The sequence below is a fragment of the Couchioplanes azureus genome, from assembly GCF_014648355.1.
Taxonomy (GTDB): domain Bacteria; phylum Actinomycetota; class Actinomycetes; order Mycobacteriales; family Micromonosporaceae; genus Actinoplanes; species Actinoplanes azureus.
In genome coordinates, this window is record NZ_BMQY01000003.1 from 640,543 (window position 1) to 656,979 (window position 16,437).

General features: G+C 72.5%; 18 protein-coding genes. 7 read left to right on the plus strand and 11 right to left on the minus strand.

Going from position 1 to position 16,437, the window contains the following annotated elements:
* Positions 1-2 precede the first annotated feature (2 nt).
* A complete protein-coding gene (locus IEY99_RS34210) occupies positions 3-2,105 on the minus strand; it encodes an APC family permease (protein ID WP_189203195.1) in 2,103 nt (700 codons plus the stop codon).
* 113 nt (positions 2,106-2,218) lie between these two features.
* Between IEY99_RS34210 and IEY99_RS14165 the strand changes: the two genes are divergently transcribed.
* Positions 2,219-2,884: a potassium channel family protein gene (locus IEY99_RS14165; RefSeq protein WP_189203197.1), complete on the plus strand. Its 666-nt coding sequence runs from the start codon at positions 2,219-2,221 to the stop codon at positions 2,882-2,884.
* A gap of 2 nt (positions 2,885-2,886) precedes the next feature.
* Positions 2,887-3,561: a potassium channel family protein gene (locus IEY99_RS14170; RefSeq protein ID WP_189203199.1), complete on the plus strand. Its 675-nt coding sequence runs from the start codon at positions 2,887-2,889 to the stop codon at positions 3,559-3,561.
* 20 nt (positions 3,562-3,581) lie between these two features.
* Here IEY99_RS14170 and IEY99_RS14175 read toward each other — a convergent pair whose 3' ends face one another.
* From IEY99_RS14175 to dut, 4 genes are all read right to left on the minus strand, one after another.
* Positions 3,582-4,361 (minus strand): DUF3159 domain-containing protein, encoded by a 780-nt coding sequence (locus IEY99_RS14175; RefSeq protein ID WP_189203201.1) that lies wholly within the window; start codon positions 4,359-4,361, stop codon positions 3,582-3,584.
* The gene (locus tag IEY99_RS14180; protein ID WP_189203203.1) at positions 4,358-4,738 is read right to left on the minus strand and encodes an OB-fold nucleic acid binding domain-containing protein; all 381 of its coding nucleotides are present in this window, start codon (positions 4,736-4,738) and stop codon (positions 4,358-4,360) included. Before IEY99_RS14180 ends, IEY99_RS14175 begins: the two co-directional genes overlap by 4 nt.
* A gap of 154 nt (positions 4,739-4,892) precedes the next feature.
* The gene (locus tag IEY99_RS14185; RefSeq protein WP_189203205.1) at positions 4,893-5,609 is read right to left on the minus strand and encodes a DUF3710 domain-containing protein; all 717 of its coding nucleotides are present in this window, start codon (positions 5,607-5,609) and stop codon (positions 4,893-4,895) included.
* A gap of 20 nt (positions 5,610-5,629) precedes the next feature.
* A complete protein-coding gene (gene dut / locus IEY99_RS14190) occupies positions 5,630-6,214 on the minus strand; it encodes a dUTP diphosphatase (protein WP_189203207.1) in 585 nt (194 codons plus the stop codon).
* A 43-nt stretch (positions 6,215-6,257) separates the two neighbouring features.
* Between dut and IEY99_RS14195 the strand changes: the two genes are divergently transcribed.
* On the plus strand, positions 6,258-6,743 hold the full coding sequence (locus IEY99_RS14195; protein WP_268245112.1) for a DUF3093 domain-containing protein: 486 nt from the start codon (positions 6,258-6,260) through the stop codon (positions 6,741-6,743).
* Between the two features lie 3 nt (positions 6,744-6,746).
* On the opposite strand, the gene IEY99_RS14200 is transcribed toward IEY99_RS14195, so the two are convergent.
* On the minus strand, positions 6,747-7,592 hold the full coding sequence (locus IEY99_RS14200) for a hypothetical protein (RefSeq protein WP_229798644.1): 846 nt from the start codon (positions 7,590-7,592) through the stop codon (positions 6,747-6,749).
* Between the two features lie 153 nt (positions 7,593-7,745).
* Positions 7,746-8,042 carry a DUF4193 domain-containing protein gene (locus tag IEY99_RS14205; RefSeq protein ID WP_023561654.1) on the minus strand — a complete coding sequence of 99 codons (297 nt, stop codon included), beginning with the start codon at positions 8,040-8,042 and terminating at the stop codon, positions 7,746-7,748.
* A gap of 376 nt (positions 8,043-8,418) precedes the next feature.
* On the opposite strand from IEY99_RS14205, the gene IEY99_RS14210 reads away from it, so the two are divergent.
* On the plus strand, positions 8,419-8,958 hold the full coding sequence (locus IEY99_RS14210; RefSeq protein ID WP_189203211.1) for a LytR C-terminal domain-containing protein: 540 nt from the start codon (positions 8,419-8,421) through the stop codon (positions 8,956-8,958).
* A 20-nt stretch (positions 8,959-8,978) separates the two neighbouring features.
* On the opposite strand, the gene IEY99_RS14215 is transcribed toward IEY99_RS14210, so the two are convergent.
* Entirely contained in the window at positions 8,979-9,797 is an 819-nt protein-coding gene (locus IEY99_RS14215; RefSeq protein WP_229798646.1) for an inositol monophosphatase family protein, read from the minus strand.
* Positions 9,798-10,051: 254 nt separating this feature from the next.
* On the opposite strand from IEY99_RS14215, the gene IEY99_RS14220 reads away from it, so the two are divergent.
* Together IEY99_RS14220 and IEY99_RS14225 are read left to right on the plus strand one after the other, a co-directional pair.
* The gene (locus tag IEY99_RS14220) at positions 10,052-11,623 is read left to right on the plus strand and encodes an RNA polymerase sigma factor (protein WP_189203213.1); all 1,572 of its coding nucleotides are present in this window, start codon (positions 10,052-10,054) and stop codon (positions 11,621-11,623) included.
* A gap of 595 nt (positions 11,624-12,218) precedes the next feature.
* Positions 12,219-12,458 carry a DUF7455 domain-containing protein gene (locus tag IEY99_RS14225; protein WP_189203215.1) on the plus strand — a complete coding sequence of 80 codons (240 nt, stop codon included), beginning with the start codon at positions 12,219-12,221 and terminating at the stop codon, positions 12,456-12,458.
* A 126-nt stretch (positions 12,459-12,584) separates the two neighbouring features.
* Here the strand turns inward: IEY99_RS14225 and IEY99_RS14230 are convergent, their stop codons facing one another.
* The 3 genes from IEY99_RS14230 to IEY99_RS14240 form a co-directional block, all read right to left on the minus strand.
* Positions 12,585-14,318 carry a DEAD/DEAH box helicase gene (locus IEY99_RS14230; RefSeq protein ID WP_189203218.1) on the minus strand — a complete coding sequence of 578 codons (1,734 nt, stop codon included), beginning with the start codon at positions 14,316-14,318 and terminating at the stop codon, positions 12,585-12,587.
* A 137-nt stretch (positions 14,319-14,455) separates the two neighbouring features.
* Positions 14,456-15,070, minus strand: a complete 615-nt coding sequence (locus tag IEY99_RS14235; protein ID WP_189203220.1) for a trimeric intracellular cation channel family protein — start codon at positions 15,068-15,070, stop codon at positions 14,456-14,458.
* Between the two features lie 16 nt (positions 15,071-15,086).
* Positions 15,087-15,305: a DUF3039 domain-containing protein gene (locus IEY99_RS14240; protein ID WP_189203222.1), complete on the minus strand. Its 219-nt coding sequence runs from the start codon at positions 15,303-15,305 to the stop codon at positions 15,087-15,089.
* A 166-nt stretch (positions 15,306-15,471) separates the two neighbouring features.
* Here IEY99_RS14240 and IEY99_RS14245 point away from each other — a divergent pair, with 166 nt between their 5' ends.
* A complete protein-coding gene (locus IEY99_RS14245) occupies positions 15,472-16,419 on the plus strand; it encodes a pseudouridine-5'-phosphate glycosidase (protein ID WP_189203625.1) in 948 nt (315 codons plus the stop codon).
* Positions 16,420-16,437: the final 18 nt, after the last annotated feature.

The window sequence follows — 16,437 nt, forward strand, 5'->3', positions numbered from 1 at the left end:
AGTCACTGCGCGTCGTCCGGCGTCGCGGAGGTGGCCGAGGAGCTCGGGAGCGCCGGGGCGGCCGGCGTCACGGCCTCGTCCACCGCGGTCACGGCGGCCGGGGCCACCATGTCGGTACGGCGGGTGCGGGGACCGCGGGCGGGCGCCCGGCTCAGGTGCTCGTCCAGCCGTTCCAGGTCCCGGTCCTGGCTGGAGCGCAGCTGCCACGGCACGCTGGTCACCATCACGCCGGGCTCGAAGAGCAGCCGGCCCTTGATCCGCAGCGCGCTCTGGTTGTGCAGGAGGTTCTCCCACCAGCGGCCCACGACGTACTCGGGGACGAAGACCGTGACCACGTCGCGCGGCGAGCCGCGCCGCACGCTCTTCACGAAGTCGATGATCGGCCGGGTGATCTCCCGGTACGGCGAGTCGACCACGGTTAGCGACACGGGCACCTGCCGGCGCTCCCACTCCTCCTGGATCTTGCGGGTGTCCTTGTCGTCCACGTTCACGGTCACCGCGGTGAGCGTGTCCGGGCGGGTGGCCCGGGCGTACGCCACCGCCCGCAGGGTGGGCATGTGGACCTTGCTGACGAGGACGATGGCGTGGTTGCGCGAGGGCAGCACCGGGCGTTCGTCGGTGGGCTGCAGCTCCTCGGCCACCCGCACGTAGTGCTTGCGGATGCTGAGCATGAGCACGTAGATCACCAGCATCGCCACGATGGCGATCCACGCGCCGAGCAGGAACTTGGTGATCAGTACGACGATCAGCACGGCCCCGGTGAGCGCCATGCCGACGGTGTTGATGCCCCGCGACCGGTACATCTGCCGGCGCCGGTTCGGGTCCCGCTGGGTCCGCAGCAGCCGGTTCCAATGCCGGATCATGCCGGCCTGCGAGAGCGTGAACGACACGAAGACGCCGACGATGTAGAGCTGGATCAGCCGGGTCACCTCGGCGTCGAACGCCACGATGAGCACGATCGCCGCGACGGCCAGGAAGATGATGCCGTTGCTGAACGCCAGGCGGTCGCCCCGGGTGTGCAGCTGGCGCGGCAGGTAGCGGTCCTGGGCGAGGATCGAGCCGAGCACCGGGAAGCCGTTGAAGGCGGTGTTGGCGGCGAGGAAGAGGATCAGGGCGGTGACCGCACCGACCAGGTAGAGCAGGATCGAGCCGCTGCCGAAGACGGTCTCGCCCAGCTGCGTGGTGACGGTCTTCTGCACGTAGTCCGGCGGTCCCTCGACGATCTGCGCGGCGTCCTCGACGAACTGCAGGTGCGTCGCGCGGGCCAGCATCACGATCCCGACCAGCATGAGGATCGCCACGCTGCCGAGCAGCAGCAGCGTGGTCGCGGCGTTCTTGCTCTTCGGCGCCTTGAAGGCCGGCACGCCGTTGGAGATGGCCTCCACACCGGTCAGCGCGGCGCATCCGGACGAGAACGTGCGCAGCAGCAGGAACACGAACCCGATGCTGGTGAGGTGATGCTCCTCGGCGTCGATGACCAGGTCCGCGCTGGGCGCGCGCAGGTCCTGGCCGAGGACGAAGACCCGGACCAGGCCGGTGAGGATCATGCCGAGGATGATCACGATGAACGCGTACGTCGGGATGGCGAACGCCGTCCCGGACTCCCGCAGGCCGCGCAGGTTGAGCGCGGCCAGCACGGCGACCGCGGCCAGGGCGATGCCGATCTTGTGCTCGGCGACGAACGGGATGACCGAGCCCAGGTTCGTCACCCCCGCGCTGATGGACACGGCGACGGTGAGGATGTAGTCGACGAGCAGGGCGCTCGCCACCGCCACGCCGAACCGCGGGCCGAGGTTGACGGTCGCGACCTCGTAGTCGCCGCCGCCGGAGGGGTAGGCGTACACGTTCTGCCGGTAGCTCAGCACCACCGTGACCATGACGACCGCGACGGCCAGCGTGATCCACGGCGAGTAGACGAAGGCGCCGGCCCCGGCGATGGAGAGGGTCAGCAGGATCTCGTCGGGCGCGTAGGCGACGCTCGACAAGGCGTCCGAGGCGAACACCGGCAGCGCGATCCGCTTCGGCAGCAGCGTGTGCTGCAGCCGGTCGGAACGGAAGGGCCGGCCCAGCAGCAGGCGCTTGGCTAAGGACGTCGAACTCGCCACAAGCGCCAAGACTACGGCCGCGTGCCACACGTTGTCGGCCGCCCCGGGCACCATCCGTCGCCGCGGCATGGCACGCTCTGCTGAGTAGGCATCCAGCGGGAGGCGCGAGAACCTTGCACGTGGTGATCATGGGCTGCGGCCGGCTCGGGTCGACGCTGGCCCACAAGCTCGACGCCCGCGGCCACTCGGTCGCGATCATCGACCAGAATTCCGACGCCTTCCGCCGCCTGGGTGCCGAGTTCGGCGGCGAGACCGTCACCGGCATCGGCTTCGACCGCGACGTCCTGCGCCAGGCCGGCATCGAGCGGGCGGACGCCTTCGCGGCCGTATCCAGCGGCGACAACTCCAACATCATCTCGGCCCGGCTGGCCCGCGAGACCTACGGCGTGTCGCGCGTCGTGGCCCGCATCTACGACGCCCGGCGCGCGCTCGTCTACGAACGCCTCGGCATCCCGACCGTCGCGACGATCCGCTGGGCCGCCGACCGCATGGTCCGGCACCTGGTGCCCGAGGGCACCGTCGAGGTGTTCCGCGACCCGACCAGCGCCGTCTCGATCGTCGAGGCGCCGCTGCACCGCGACTGGGTGGGCCGGTCGCTCACCGCGCTGGAGGACACCCTGGGCACCCGGGTGGCCTACCTGATGCGCTTCGGCATCGGCTCGCTGGCCTCGCCCTCCACCGTGATCCAGGACGGCGACCAGGTCTTCGTGCTGGTCACCGACGACATCGTCGACCAGGTCCTCGCGGCGGCCGCGAGCGCCGGGATGGGGGGTCACTGATCATGCGGATCGCCATCGCGGGCGCCGGCAACGTCGGCCGTTCCATCGCATGCGAGCTCATCGGCAACGGCCACCAGGTGATGCTGATCGAGCGCCAGCCGCGCCAGTTGCGCCCGGAGCGGGTGCCCGAGGCCGAATGGGTGCTCGCGGACGCGTGCGAGGTGAGCAGCCTCGAGGAGGCCGACGTGGCGGGCTGCGACGTGGTCGTGGCCGCCACCGGCGACGACAAGGCCAACCTGGTGGTCTCCCTGCTGGCCAAGACCGAGTTCGCGGTCAACCGGGTGGTGGCCCGGGTCAACCGGGCCGAGAACGAGTGGCTCTTCACCGAGCAGTGGGGCGTCGACGTCGCGGTGAGCAAGCCGCGGCTGATGGCCGCCCTGGTCGAGGAGGCGGTGACGGTCGGCGACCTGGTCCGCCTGATGACCTTCCGGCAGGGCGAGGCGAACCTCGTCGAGATCACCCTGCCGGCGAACGCCCCGTACGTCGGGCAGCCGGTCCGCTCGGTGCCGATGCCCCGGGACGCGGCGCTGGTGGCCGTGCTGCGCGGCAAGCGCGTGCTGGTGCCGACGCCGGACGACCCGCTCGAGGCCGGCGACGAGCTCATCTTCGTCTGCACCACCGAGGTGGAGGACGCGGTCCGGGCCGTCGTCCTCGGCAAGCTCGGCGATCCGGCCTGACCCGTCCCGCGCCGGACGGGTCAGGCGCCGGCGGGGTCCTTGCCGGCCGCGGCCTTCTCGGCCGCCTGGGCGGCGGTCACCCGGTGCACGGCCCAGGCCGTGAAGGCGAACGTCGCCGCGTAGATGGGCCAGCTGATCAGGATGCGGACGATGCCGATGGCGTTGGCCTCGTCGGCGAGCCAGAGCCAGCCCTGCACGCCGGCCCGGACGAAGAGCGAGGCGGCCCAGAGCAGGGTCAGCCACTGGAACGTACGGAACAGCCGCGGGTTGTCGAACCAGTCGTGCTTGCCGCCGTTGGCCAGCACGCCCCACACGTACCCGATGATCGGGCGGCGGACCGCGACCGACGCGATGAGCAGGACGACCTGCCCCAGGGTGAGCAGGATGCCGGGCAGGTAGAAGTTCTTCGCGTCGCCGGTGCGCCACGCCAGGAAGGCGCCGACCGCGATGCCGAAGATGCCGTTGACCGCGTGCCGGATCGGCTGCCTGCGGCTCAGCCGGTACGCCCCGATGGCCAGCGCCGAGCCCACGCTGCCGCCGATCGCCCAGTAGAGCGCGGTCTTCTTCGGCAGGTCCAGGACCGCGTCCCCGAGCACCACGTTGAGCACCACGAACACCAGCACCGGCAGGCTCGACTCGATGAGGCCGCGGACCCCGCCCAGCTGCTCGGCGATCTGCTCGCTCATCGAGGGCAGGGGCTCGTCGACCGGGTGCAGGTCGAGTTCCTCGACAACCTCCTCGGCGACCCGCTCCTCCACCGTCTCGTGGGCGGCGTGACGGGGTTCGCTGCCGGGTGTCACCGGGGCGCCTCCAGCTCGTAGTACGGGTTGTAGATGACCTTGCGGTCGTCCCGGATCGCGATCCGGCCGCGCGCGGTCAGCTGACGCCCCGGTTCGATGCCGGCGATCGAGCGGCGGCCCAGGAAGACGAGCGTGACCACGTCGCTGCCGTCGTAGAGGTCGGCCTCGAGCGTCGGCAGGTTGGTCCGGGGAGTGTACGCCACCGTGCGCAGTCGTCCCGACACGGAGACGACCTGACCCCGCCGGCACTGCCCGGCCGGCATCGCGCCGCACTTGGCGCTGTCGCGCTGCAGCTCCTGGGCGTCCAGCTCCGCCTCGGAGGCGGTCAGCCGCTCCAGGAACCGGCGCAATCCGGTGGTGCGCTCATCGGTCGTCATGACCTCGTGCTACCTCTGTCCGCGAACCGCGATTCCACCGGCGGGGGTACCGGCGGACGGCCCAGTGTGATCAGGGACCGTCCATCCACCGTACGCCGGAAGCGCACCGGGTGACCTAGATCACCCGGCGCGAATGTGATCTCCGTCCGGTCGCTCAGTGCGCGTGGCGGCCGTTCGGGCCGGGCATCTCCTGGTGCGGCGGCGCGTCCGGCGGCGTCGGGTCCTCGTGGGCGTGCGCGTGCTGGTGGGCGGCCTCGGACATCTCCCGCGGCAGCCGCAAGGGAAGCGCCTCGCGCACCGGCCGGGCCTCGTTGTCGCGGACCACGACCAGGCCGCGCAGGCACTCCCCGAGCACCCCCTCCTGTGCCGGGTCGGCGGCGGCCAGCCCCTGGTAGAGGGCACGGACCATCCAGCGCGGCCCGTCCACGCCGACGAACCGGACGTCCGCCGGGCCGTCGGGGGTGTTCACCCGGGCCGCGAGCTCGATGCCGTACGGCCCCTCCACCTCGCGCGGCGCGGCGCCGTCCGCCTTCATCGCGGCGGCGATCTCGTCGCGGACCTCGTCCCAGATGCCCTCGGTACGCGGCGCGGCGAAGACGCCGAGCTGCAACGCGCTGTTGCCGTGCACCAGGACGATCTGCTCGACGCCGCCCTCGGGGTTGGCCTGCACCCGCACCTCGACGCCCTCGACCGCCGGGATCAGCAGGCTGCCGAGGTCGAGGCGCTGGACCCCCTCGGGCGCCTGCTTGCTGTCCCAGGGGCCGAAGTCGGGCGCCGGCGGCAGGTCACCCATGCTCTGGGCGAGCGCCGACGACTGGGGCGCGTCGTCCGGGCGTACGTGCCGTGGGCCTCCGCGCTTGCGGGAGAACATCTGCTTGCCACCTTCCCGATCTAGAGATTGTGCTGCGCCGGCAGCGCCATGTGACCGTTCCCGGCTCCATCGACCTGCCCCGGCAGCGCCACGTGGCCGTTCCCGCCGTCGGGCAGCGCCTCGTGGCCGCCGGTGGAACCGTGGCCGCCCGTGCCGCGCGCGCTGCCGTCGAGCTCGTCGACGACCTGGAACACGGCCCGCTCGACCCGCTGGACCACCAGCTGGGCGATGCGGTCGCCCCGGGAGATCGCGACCGGGCGCTCCCGGTCGTGGTTGATGAGATTCACGAGGATCTCGCCGCGGTAACCGGCGTCGACCGTACCGGGCGCGTTGAGCACCGTCACACCCAGGCGAGCGGCGAGACCGGAGCGCGGGTGCACGAGTCCCACGTACCCGTCCGGGAGCGCGATGGCGACCCCGGTCGGCACGCACTTCCACTCCCCCGGCGCCAGCTCCACGCTCTCGGCCGCGTACAGGTCGGCGCCGGCGTCGCCGGGGTGCGCGTACGCCGGCAGCGGCAGGCCGGGGTCGAGGAGACGGACCTGGATGTTCACGGGCGGAAAGTCCTCACGTCGAAGTGGATCGGGCGGCACCCACCCTGCCATCCTGCCGTCATCGGGGACGGAGGCGCGCCGTACCCTCACCAGCGTGACATCCGAGCCCTCCGCACGCACGGCCGAGCCCGCCGCGTACGCCGAGCGGCTGCGCGCCCCCTGGTGGATGTGGCCCGCCGCGGCCGCCCTCGCCGGCCTGCTGGCCACCGAGATCTGGCTGGGCAGCGACGGGCTGCGTTCCTGGGTGCCGTTCGTGCTGCTGCTGCCGCTGTCGACGCTGCTCCCCTGGTGGCTGGGGCGCATCCGGGTCGCCGTCACGGCGACCGAGCTCCAGGTCGACGACGCCCGGCTGCCGCTCTCGGTCGTGGCGGACGTGGTGGCGCTGGACGCCGACGGCCGGCGCGAGGTGCTCGGCGTCGGCTCGCACCCGCTGGCCTTCGTGGTCCAGCGTCCCTGGATCCCGGGCGCGGTGCAGGTGGTGCTCGACGACCCCGCGGACCCCACCCCGTTCTGGGTGGTCAGCACCCGGCGCCCGGTCGAGCTGGCGACCGCGATCCTGGCGGCGCGGCGCACCGGCTGAGCGCTAGCCGCGGGTGGCCGGGCGCTTCTTGCGCAGGTCCTTGACGAGGTTCTCACCGAGGTTCCGGGTGGCCCGGCGGTTCAGATAGCCGGCCACGGCGGCGCCGGTCAGCAGCGGGCCCATCGTGGTCAGGTTGCGCCCGAAGCGGCGCAGCAGGCTGGCCTGCAGCTCCTTGCGGGCCGCGGTGCCGAGCACCGTGGCGACCCCGACCCCCGGGACCAGCGGGTTGACGCCCCGCTGGCCGGACCAGGACTGCAGCAGCGCGGCGGCCCGGTGGCCCGCGGAGCCGGTGATCGGCCGGCCGTACACCTCGTGCAGCTCGCCGATCAGCTTCAGCTCGACGGCGACCACGGCGACCGTCTCGGCGGCCAGCAGCACCGGCGCGGAGAGCAACGCCGGGGTGACGACCCACTCGAGCGAGGCCACACCACCGCCGGCCGCCCCGACCCCGGCGGTGGCCCGGGACGCGTTGCGGACGAGCCGCTCGGCGAGCTCGTCGCCGTCGAGCCCGGCGAAGTGCCGGCGCAGAGTATCCACATCTCGGATCGGTACGTGCGGAGCGACGTCGGCGACCACGTCGGCCATCCAGCGCAGCGCCGCCCGCGGGCGGAACAGCCGGCCCAGCCCGCCCCGGCGCACGTCGCCGACGAGCCGGCCGAGCAGGTGCCGGCGCTGGTCCGGCGCCAGGTCGTCGGCCGTGAGCGCGGCCACGGTGGCGCCGATGCCGTCGCCGGCGGCGGGATCCGGCTCCGGGCGCACGGCAGCGTCGCGTGCCGGTGCCGGGTCGACCTCGATGAGCTCGCGCCCCGGCTCTGCGGTCGGTGCCGAGTTCTCGTCTGGGCGGCTCATGGTGGTCGACCTCCCGTTCGTCTGCCGTCAGTGACCCTCTACCCAAGGAGACAGGCGGACACACAGGTCACACGCCGCGCGCCCCCGAGGCAGGGGTCGCACGACGCCCGGCCGTCACCGACGGCCGGGTGGCTGGCACGACGGGTGCGCCGGTCAGGCGCACTCGCGGCAGATCAGTTCCCCGTTGCGCTCGACCGCGAGCTGACTGCGGTGATGCACCAGGAAACAGCGGGCGCAGCGGAACTCGTCGGTCTGCATCGGCAGCACCTTGACGGTGAGTTCCTCGTCGGCCAGGTCGGCACCGGGGAGCTCGAAGCTCTCCGCCACCTCGACCTCGTCGACGTCCACTGCGCCCGATTGCGAGTCGGCGCGACGGGCCTTCAGCTCCTCGAGGCTGTCCTCGCCGAGGTCGACCTCGTCGCGACGCGGGGCGTCGTAGTCGGTGGCCATCGGTTTTCACTCTCCTGTATCGATGTGTCACTTGGCGTAAGTAACGCCGGCGACGACGTTTCGGTTCCCGTTGTGACGGACTTTTCTCCCCGGCCCAGACAGCAGGGAACGACCATCCGCCGAGGCGCCTCCACCCCCTCGTGAAACTGCCCCGGCAAACGCGGCACCTTACCGCCCTAGTGGGACGCTTGTACGTCCATGGGCGGCCAATTGTTCCCGATGTGACTGAGGCGACATCAAGGTAGGGGGCACAGCCCGTGGATCATCGTCGCCGCGCCGGAAACATTCCCTGTTTCCGCGCGCGTCACGGCCAGACGCTAACCTCACCCGCAGACCCTTCCGTCGCCGAGCCGACCTCACCCTGGAGCACTGCACCATGAGCTTTGCGCGCGTCCGAGCGCTCGTCGTGGTCGGCGTACTCGCCGTGGCCGCGGTGGTCTTCGTCGTCGTGGCGCTGGTCCGCGACACCCAGGGCGGCGCCGTGGCCGAGGGCGGCTGCCCCGACGGCTCCGTCCTGGCCGACGTGACCCTGCCGGACCTGCCCCAGGAGGTCACGGTCAAGGTCTACAACGGCACCGACCAGCCCGGCCTCGCCGACAACGTCACCAACGAGTTCAAGAACCGGCGCTTCCAGACCCAGAAGCCCGCCGAGAACAACGAGAAGGTCGACGGCGTCGCGGTCATGCGGTACGGCCCGGAGGCGGTCGGCTCGGCCTGGCTGCTGCGCGCGTACTTCCTCAACCAGGCCGACCCGCAGTACAACCCCAAGCGCAAGGGCGCGGTGGTCGACATCGTGATCGGCAGCCAGTTCCAGCAGCTCGCCACGACCACCGAGGTCAACCAGTCGCTGGTCGAGCTCGGCGAGCCGCAGGTGCCGCCGGGCGCCTGCCCCGCACCGGACAAGAAGGACTCCTGACCGTCGCCCGGCCGGGCCGGTCAGGGGCCGCCGGCGGCGTCCAGCTCCACCAGCGCGTCGTGCAGCGCGGGGAAGAGCGCCGGCGGGGCGGCCACGAGCATGTCCGCGCCGGCCGGGCGTCCGTCGAGTCCGGACACCCGCAGGCCCGCCTCGGCCGCGACCAGGCCACCGGCCGCGTGGTCCCAGGCGTGCAGCCCCTTCTCGAAGTAGGCGTCCACCCCGCCCTCGGCGGCCAGGCACAGGTCCAGTGCGGCCGCGCCGAGGCGGCGGACGTCCCGGACCCGCGTGATCAGGGCCGCCAGCACGGCTCCCTGATGCGCGCGGCGGGCCGGGTCGTAGCCGAAGCCGGTGGCGACCAGCGCCTGGTCCAGAGACGTCCGCGCGGAGCCGTGGAGCCGCCGCTCGCCGCGCCACGCGCCGCCGCCGCGGGTGGCGGTCCACTCGTCGCCGGTCGCGGCGTTGCGGACCACTCCGGCGACCACGACGCCGTCCACCTCGGCCGCCAGGGACACCGCGTACTGCGGGAGGCCGTAGAGGTAGTTGACCGTGCCGTCGATCGGGTCGAGGATCCAGCGCACCCGGCCGGCGGGCGCGGCGCTGCCGCCGTACTCCTCGCCCAGCACGCCGTCGCCCGGCCGCAGCCGCCGCAGTTCGTCGACCACCTGGCGCTCGACGGCCTTGTCGGCCGCCGTCACCACATCGGTGTCCGTGCTCTTGGTCTGCACGTCGGCGATCGCCTCGGCGCGCATGCGCCGGGCCGTCCCGGCGGCCTCCCGCGCGATCCGCACGGCGATCGCCAGCAACTCCTCCGGCGCCGGCACCTCGGCGTTCTCGGCCACTTCCCACCGCCCTTTCCGTGGCTACCATTCTCCCGCCCGGCGCACGAAGAGAGGTCGGCGACCCCCCGCGGCGTGCTGCGGCGGGAGGATCTCGCTCGACGGCGCTACAATTCACCCCTGCCCGCGCTTCACGGACACCGCCCGCAAGCCCCGTCCGCGTTCCTCGGGCTCCCACACCACACCGGCCAGCCTCGTTTCGCCGCGTGCTGCGCTGGGCCCTTGGCCGTGTTACATCGCCCTCCGGAAGGTCATTCGTGACAGAAGCCCACCAGACCGGTGCCGACGTTCGCTCTCTCACCGAGGCCCTGATCGCCCACGCGCAGGGTGCGGGCGGGCAGATCACGTCGGCCGAGGTCGTGCAGACCGTCGAGTCCGCCGAGGTGACGCCGGCCCAGGCCAAGAAGATCCTCCGCGCCCTCGTGGACGCGGGCGTCACGGTCGTCGTGGACGGCTCGGCCAGCACCCGCCGCCGGGTGGCCGCCGCCCGCGCCGCGACCCCCGCCTCGAAGGCGACCACCGCCAAGGCGACCCGCGCCCCCGCCAAGAAGGCCGCGCCGGCGCCGAAGCAGGCGGCGACCGACGCCGACGCCCCCGCCGAGGCGGCCGCTCCCGCCAAGAAGGCCGCGGCGAAGAAGGCCGGCCCCGCCAAGAAGGCCGCCGGTCCGGCGAAGGCGACCAAGGCCACGAAGGCCGCCGGTCCGGGCGAGGGCGAGCCCGGCGACGGCGAGGAGATCGACCCCGAGGAGCTCGCCGCCGACCTCGAGGACGTCGTCGTGGAGGAGCCGGCCGCGATGGTGCAGGCCGCTGCCAGCGACGCCGCCAGCTCGGCCACCGACGGCGACTTCGAGTGGGACGACGAGGAGTCGGAGGCGCTGAAGCAGGCCCGGCGCGACGCCGAGCTGACCGCCTCGGCCGACTCGGTCCGCGCCTACCTGAAGCAGATCGGCAAGGTGCCCCTGCTCAACGCGGAGCAGGAGGTCGAGCTCGCCAAGCGCATCGAGGCCGGGCTGTACGCCGCCGAGCGCCTGCGCGCCTGCGACGAGGGCGAGGAGAAGCTCGACCGCAACTTCGAGCGCGACCTGCGCTGGATCGGCCGCGACGGCGAGCGGGCCAAGAACCACCTGCTCGAGGCCAACCTGCGCCTCGTGGTGTCGCTGGCCAAGCGCTACACCGGCCGCGGCATGGCGTTCCTGGACCTCATCCAGGAGGGCAACCTCGGCCTGATCCGCGCGGTCGAGAAGTTCGACTACACCAAGGGCTACAAGTTCTCCACGTACGCCACCTGGTGGATCCGCCAGGCCATCACCCGCGCCATGGCCGACCAGGCCCGTACCATCCGCATCCCGGTGCACATGGTCGAGGTCATCAACAAGCTCGGCCGCATCCAGCGCGAGCTGCTCCAGGACCTGGGCCGTGAGCCCACGCCGGAGGAGCTGGCCAAGGAGATGGACATCACCCCGGAGAAGGTGCTGGAGATCCAGCAGTACGCCCGGGAGCCCATCTCGCTCGACCAGACCATCGGCGACGAGGGCGACAGCCAGCTCGGCGACTTCATCGAGGACTCCGAGGCGGTCGTCGCCGTCGACGCGGTCTCGTTCTCGCTGCTGCAGGACCAGCTCCAGCAGGTGCTGCAGACGCTGTCGGAGCGCGAGGCGGGCGTGGTCCGGCTCCGCTTCGGCCTGACCGACGGCCAGCCGCGCACCCTCGACGAGATCGGCCAGGTCTACGGGGTGACCCGCGAGCGCATCCGCCAGATCGAGTCGAAGACCATGTCGAAGCTGCGGCACCCGTCGCGCTCGCAGGTGCTCCGCGACTACCTGGACTGAGCCGGGCCGCGTCCGGAGCACGCGGTGAACCTCGGCGGCGGCGCGTCCCACGGGGCGCGCCGCTCCGTTGCCGCCGGGCGGTGCTCGTACGCGCCGGCTCGGTCACGCGGACGGCGTCCTGGCCGCCCGGCCGGGGCGGCGGCGCGGAGGTGCGCCGAGAGTCGCGACGGACGAAGACACGGACGGTCACGGCCACGCCGGCCGACGGGACGCGGGCGGGTGGCGGGGCTCGGCCGGAGGACGTCCGGTTCGCCGGGCGGCACGACGGGCCCGGGCGGACACGGTCCGGCCGGGCTCAAGATCAGCTGTCCGGAACTGGACACGGACAGTGTGATCAATACCGGAAAAGCGGTCAAGTAGTCAACAGTAGGTGCCCTTTTGGTCACTACCCGTACATCATCGGGTGGTGACCAGACCGTTGTGCAGAAGTGATCGTTGACGTGGCACCCTTGGGGCACGGCACACTAGCCCGACCACGTGTGACTTGGGTCCCCCCGGGGCACTGTGGGAAGGCTGCAATGGCCAACGGTGTTGCACGATGGGTGAGCATTAGCCGAGGAACATGTTCATCGGTGACGACCAGAGGAGGAAGGCGATGACCCCGACTCTCACGCCGCCGGCGGGAAGCGTGGCCGGACCAGCAGCCGATGAACGGTGCGACCGCTGCAACGCAGCCGGGAAGCTCCGTTTGACCCTGGCTGGTGGCGGCGAGCTGGTGTTCTGCGGACACCACGCCAACAGGTACGCCAAGGACCTGGTGAAGATCGCGGTGCAGTACGCCGCCGACCCCGAGTTCACGTGGCGCGGTGCGGAAATGATGTCTAACTCCAACTAACCCCATAGGCAGCGAAAGGGCGTCCCGGGCCGGGGCGCCCTTTTTCATGCCTGGAGCGACTCCCCCGCGGGAACCCGGGGCCCTGGCGCAGGCGGCGCCCCGGGCCGCCCCCGCGGCCGAGGCCGCTCAGAGGGTCTGGATGGTGGCGATGCGCTCCTCGAGCTGCTCGATGGTCGCCTGCGCGCTCGGCGGCCCGCCGCACAACCGCCGCAGCTCCGCATGGATCTTGCCGTGCGGCAGGTTGGTGCGGTGATGGTGGGCGGCCACCAGGGCGTTCAGCCGGCGGCGCAGGGCCACCCGGCGTTCCGCGGCGCTCATCGTCGCGACCGGCTCGCGCGGAGCGGGCACCGGGTCCGCGGCCGCCGTCGCCGCCGCCGCGCGCTTCTGAGCCGCGAGCTGCTCCGACTGGCGCTTGTTCAGCAGCACCGCCACCTGGTCCGGGGTCAGCAGGCCCGGCAGCCCCAGGTACTCCTCCTCCTCGGGCGTGCCGGTCCGGGCACCCGTGCCGAACGACGCGCCGTCGTAGATCACCTGGTCGAGCTCGGCCGTCGCCGACAGGGCCTCGAAGCGCTTCTCGAGCTCGCCCGCGGCGTCCTCGGCCTGCTGCGCCCGCTCCAGAAGGGCGTCGTCGAGACCGTCCGGGTCCTTGGGGGCGCCGAGGACGTGGTCGCGCTGCACCTCCATCTCGCTGGCCAGGCCGAGCAGGTGCGGGACGCTGGGCACGAACACCGTGGCCGTCTCCCCCGGGCGGCGGGCGCGGACGAAGCGGCCGATCGCCTGGGCGAAGTAGAGCGGCGTGGAGGCGCTGGTGGCGTACACGCCGACGGCCAGGCGGGGGATGTCGACGCCCTCGGAGACCATCCGGACCGCGACCAGCCAGCGCTGCTCGGAGGCCGCGAACTGGGCGATGCGCGCCGACGCGCCCTGGTCGTCGGAGAGGACCACCACGGCCTTCTCCCCGGTGACGGTCTCCAGCAGCTTCGCGTACGCCCGGGCGGTCTGCTGGTCGCTCGCGATGACCAGGCCGCCCGCGTCCGTCATGCCGTGCTCGCGCAGCTTGGACAGCCGGGCGTCGGCGGCCCGCATCACCTGCGGCATCCAGTCGCCGCGGTGGTCCAGGGCGGTGCGCCAGGCCTGCGCGATCAGGTCCTTGGTCATCGGCTCGCCCAGGCGGGCCGCGAGCTCGTCGCCCGCGCTGGTGCGCCAGCGGGTCTCGCCCGAGTACGCCAGGAAGATCACCGGCCGGACGACGCCGTCGCGCAGGGCGTCGCTGTAGCCGTACACCGAGTCGGAGCGGGAGCGCTGCAGGCCGTCGTCGCCGCGCTCGTACTCCACGAACGGGATGGGGTTGTCGTCGGAGCGGAACGGCGTACCCGTCAGCATCAGCCGCCGCTCGGCCTCCTCGAAGGCCTGTTTGACGCCGTCGCCCCAGGTGCGGGAGTCGCCGGCGTGGTGGATCTCGTCGAGGATCACGAAGGTCGGGCGGGTCATGGTGCGCCGCCGGTGCACCGCCGGCGCCATGCCGACCTGGGCGTACGTCAGCACCGCACCGTGGAAGTCGCGCGCGCTGTGCACGTCGGAGTTGCGGAACGCCGAGTCCAGCTGGATGCCCACCCTGGCCGCCGCGGCCGCCCACTGGGTCTTCAGGTGCTCGGTGGGGCAGACCACCGTGACCGCCTCGACCGTGCCGTCGCAGAGCAACTCGGCCGCGATGCGCAGCGCGAAGGTCGTCTTGCCGGCGCCCGGCGTCGCCACCGCCATGAAGTTCGGCGAGCGTTTGCGCAGGTAACGCACCAGCGCCTTGCGCTGCCAGTCGCGCAGTGGAGGGAAGGTGTCGAGATTGGGCAACGGCGGACTCAAGCGGCGGCGATCCCTTCCATTCACAGAAACGCCTCCGCGCCAATGCCGCGGAGGCCGGACCAAGCATAGCGGCGGGACGCCCCTTCCCGGCCGCGGCATGACCGCCGGAACCGGCGACGGCGGCCCCGGCACGACGGTTACGGCACGGCCACCGGCGCCGACCACCGGCGGTAGAGCGCGAGCAGTCGTACCCCCGTCACGCCGGCCGCCGCCGCGGCCAGGGTGATCGGGTCGGCGACGTCGAGCCAGCTCAGCACGGTGACCGCGACGGCGCCGCCGAGCGCGGCCACCGCGTAGATGTCGCGCTGCAGCACCGCCGGGATCTCCGCGGTGACCAGGTCGCGGGCCAGGCCGCCGCCGATCCCGGTGAGCATTCCCACCAGGCAGGCGCCCACCGGCGGCACGCCGGCGTCCAGCGCCTTGAGTGTGCCGGTCACCGTGAAGAGGCCGAGTCCCGCCGCGTCCAGCAGCAGCACCGTACGCCGTAGCCGGTTGAGCTGGGGATGCAGCCAGAAGACGGCCAGGGAGGCGCCGACGGCCGTCACGGCGTAGCGCCAGTCGGAGAAGGCCAGCGGCGGCACCGCGCCGATCACGAGATCGCGCAGGATGCCGCCACCGAGCGCCGCGAGGAACCCGACGAAGGCCACGCCGAACAGGTCGAGCCGCTTCGCGACGGCGGCGCTCGCGCCGGAGGCCGCGAAGACCGCCACACCGATCAGGTCCGCGACGAGCAGGCTGTAGCTTCCCGTCACGCGAGGTCGTCCCCGATCAGGCCTGCATCGACTCGTAGATCTCCTTGCACTGCGGGCACACCGGCGAACCCGGCTTCGGCGACTTGGTCACCGGGAACTTCTCCCCGCAGAGCGCCACCACGAACGTACCCATGACGGCGCTTTCGGCGATCTTCTCCTTGCGCACGTAGTGGAACATCTCCGGCCCGGTGTCCGCGTCCTTCGTCTCCGGGCGCTCGAGGATCTGCGTGCTCACGGCGTCTGCCTCTCGTCGATACAAAAGTTCTGACCACCGCGAGCCCCCCGGCCTCCGCGGCGGAAGCTCCAACCTGCAAGTCTGACACCTCACGCTTGCTCGGTCCAACGACAACGGCCTGCGCCCGCGCCGTACCGTTGCCATCGTGACCGATTCCACGCGGCCGGTGGGCCGCTTCACCATCCGATACGGCGACCATGTGACCCGGGCCCGCCGTGACGGCCACCCCGTGGTGGCGCTGGAGAGCACGATCGTCTCGCACGGGCTGCCCCGCCCCGACAACCTGCGCGTCGCCCGCGAGATCGAGCAGACCGTGCGCGACAACGGCGCGGTGCCCGCCACCATCGGCATGATCGGCGGCGAGCTCGTCGTCGGCCTCTCCGACGCCCAGATCGAGCACCTGGCCGGCGCCGACGGGGTGGCCAAGCTGTCCGTACGGGACCTGGCGGTCGCCGCCGCCACCGGGGCGGACGGCGCCACCACCGTGGCCGCGACCAGCGCGGTCGCCGCGGCGGCCGGCATCGGCGTGTTCGCCACCGGCGGCCTCGGCGGGGTGCACCGGGAGGCGAACACGACGTTCGACGAGTCGGCGGACCTGACCACCCTCGCGCGGACCCCGATCGTCGTGGTCTGCGCCGGCGTCAAGTCGATCCTCGACGTGGGCGCGACCCTGGAGCGCCTGGAGACCCTCGGCGTGTCCGTCGCCGGGTACGGCACCCGCCGCTTCCCCGGCTTCTTCGTGACCGACGGCGGCTTCGACGTCGACTGGCAGCTGGACTCCCCGGACGCGGTCGCCGCGGCGATGGCGGCCCGGGAGGACCAGGGCGTGGCCACGGGCGCGCTGGTGCTGGGCAACCCGCTGCCGGTGGACGAGCAGCTCGACCCCGCCCTGCACGACCGGACCCTGGCCGAGGGCCTCGAGCTGCTGGCCCGCGACGAGGTCACCGGCAAGGCGGTGACCCCGTTCCTGCTGGCCCACTTCCACAGCAGCACGCAGGGCAAGAGCCTGGAGGTCAACGTCCGCATCATCCTGCGCAACGCCGCCCTGGCCGCCCGGATCGCGGCCGCGGCCACCCCGGCCCACGCGGCACTCGGGTTCGCCCCGCCGCAATGAGCGGGGGCGTGACCGCCG

Coding starts and splice junctions, on each gene's coding strand:
- IEY99_RS14225 (WP_189203215.1), top strand. CDS start 12,219: ATGACCCCGACTCTCACGCCGCCGGCGGGAAGCGTGGCCGGACCAGCA.
- IEY99_RS14170 (WP_189203199.1), top strand. CDS start 2,887: ATGCGGATCGCCATCGCGGGCGCCGGCAACGTCGGCCGTTCCATCGCA.
- dut (WP_189203207.1), bottom strand. CDS start 6,214: ATGGCAGGGTGGGTGCCGCCCGATCCACTTCGACGTGAGGACTTTCCG.
- IEY99_RS14205 (WP_023561654.1), bottom strand. CDS start 8,042: ATGGCCACCGACTACGACGCCCCGCGTCGCGACGAGGTCGACCTCGGC.
- IEY99_RS14200 (WP_229798644.1), bottom strand. CDS start 7,592: ATGAGCCGCCCAGACGAGAACTCGGCACCGACCGCAGAGCCGGGGCGC.
- IEY99_RS14210 (WP_189203211.1), top strand. CDS start 8,419: ATGAGCTTTGCGCGCGTCCGAGCGCTCGTCGTGGTCGGCGTACTCGCC.
- IEY99_RS14180 (WP_189203203.1), bottom strand. CDS start 4,738: ATGACGACCGATGAGCGCACCACCGGATTGCGCCGGTTCCTGGAGCGG.
- IEY99_RS14185 (WP_189203205.1), bottom strand. CDS start 5,609: ATGTTCTCCCGCAAGCGCGGAGGCCCACGGCACGTACGCCCGGACGAC.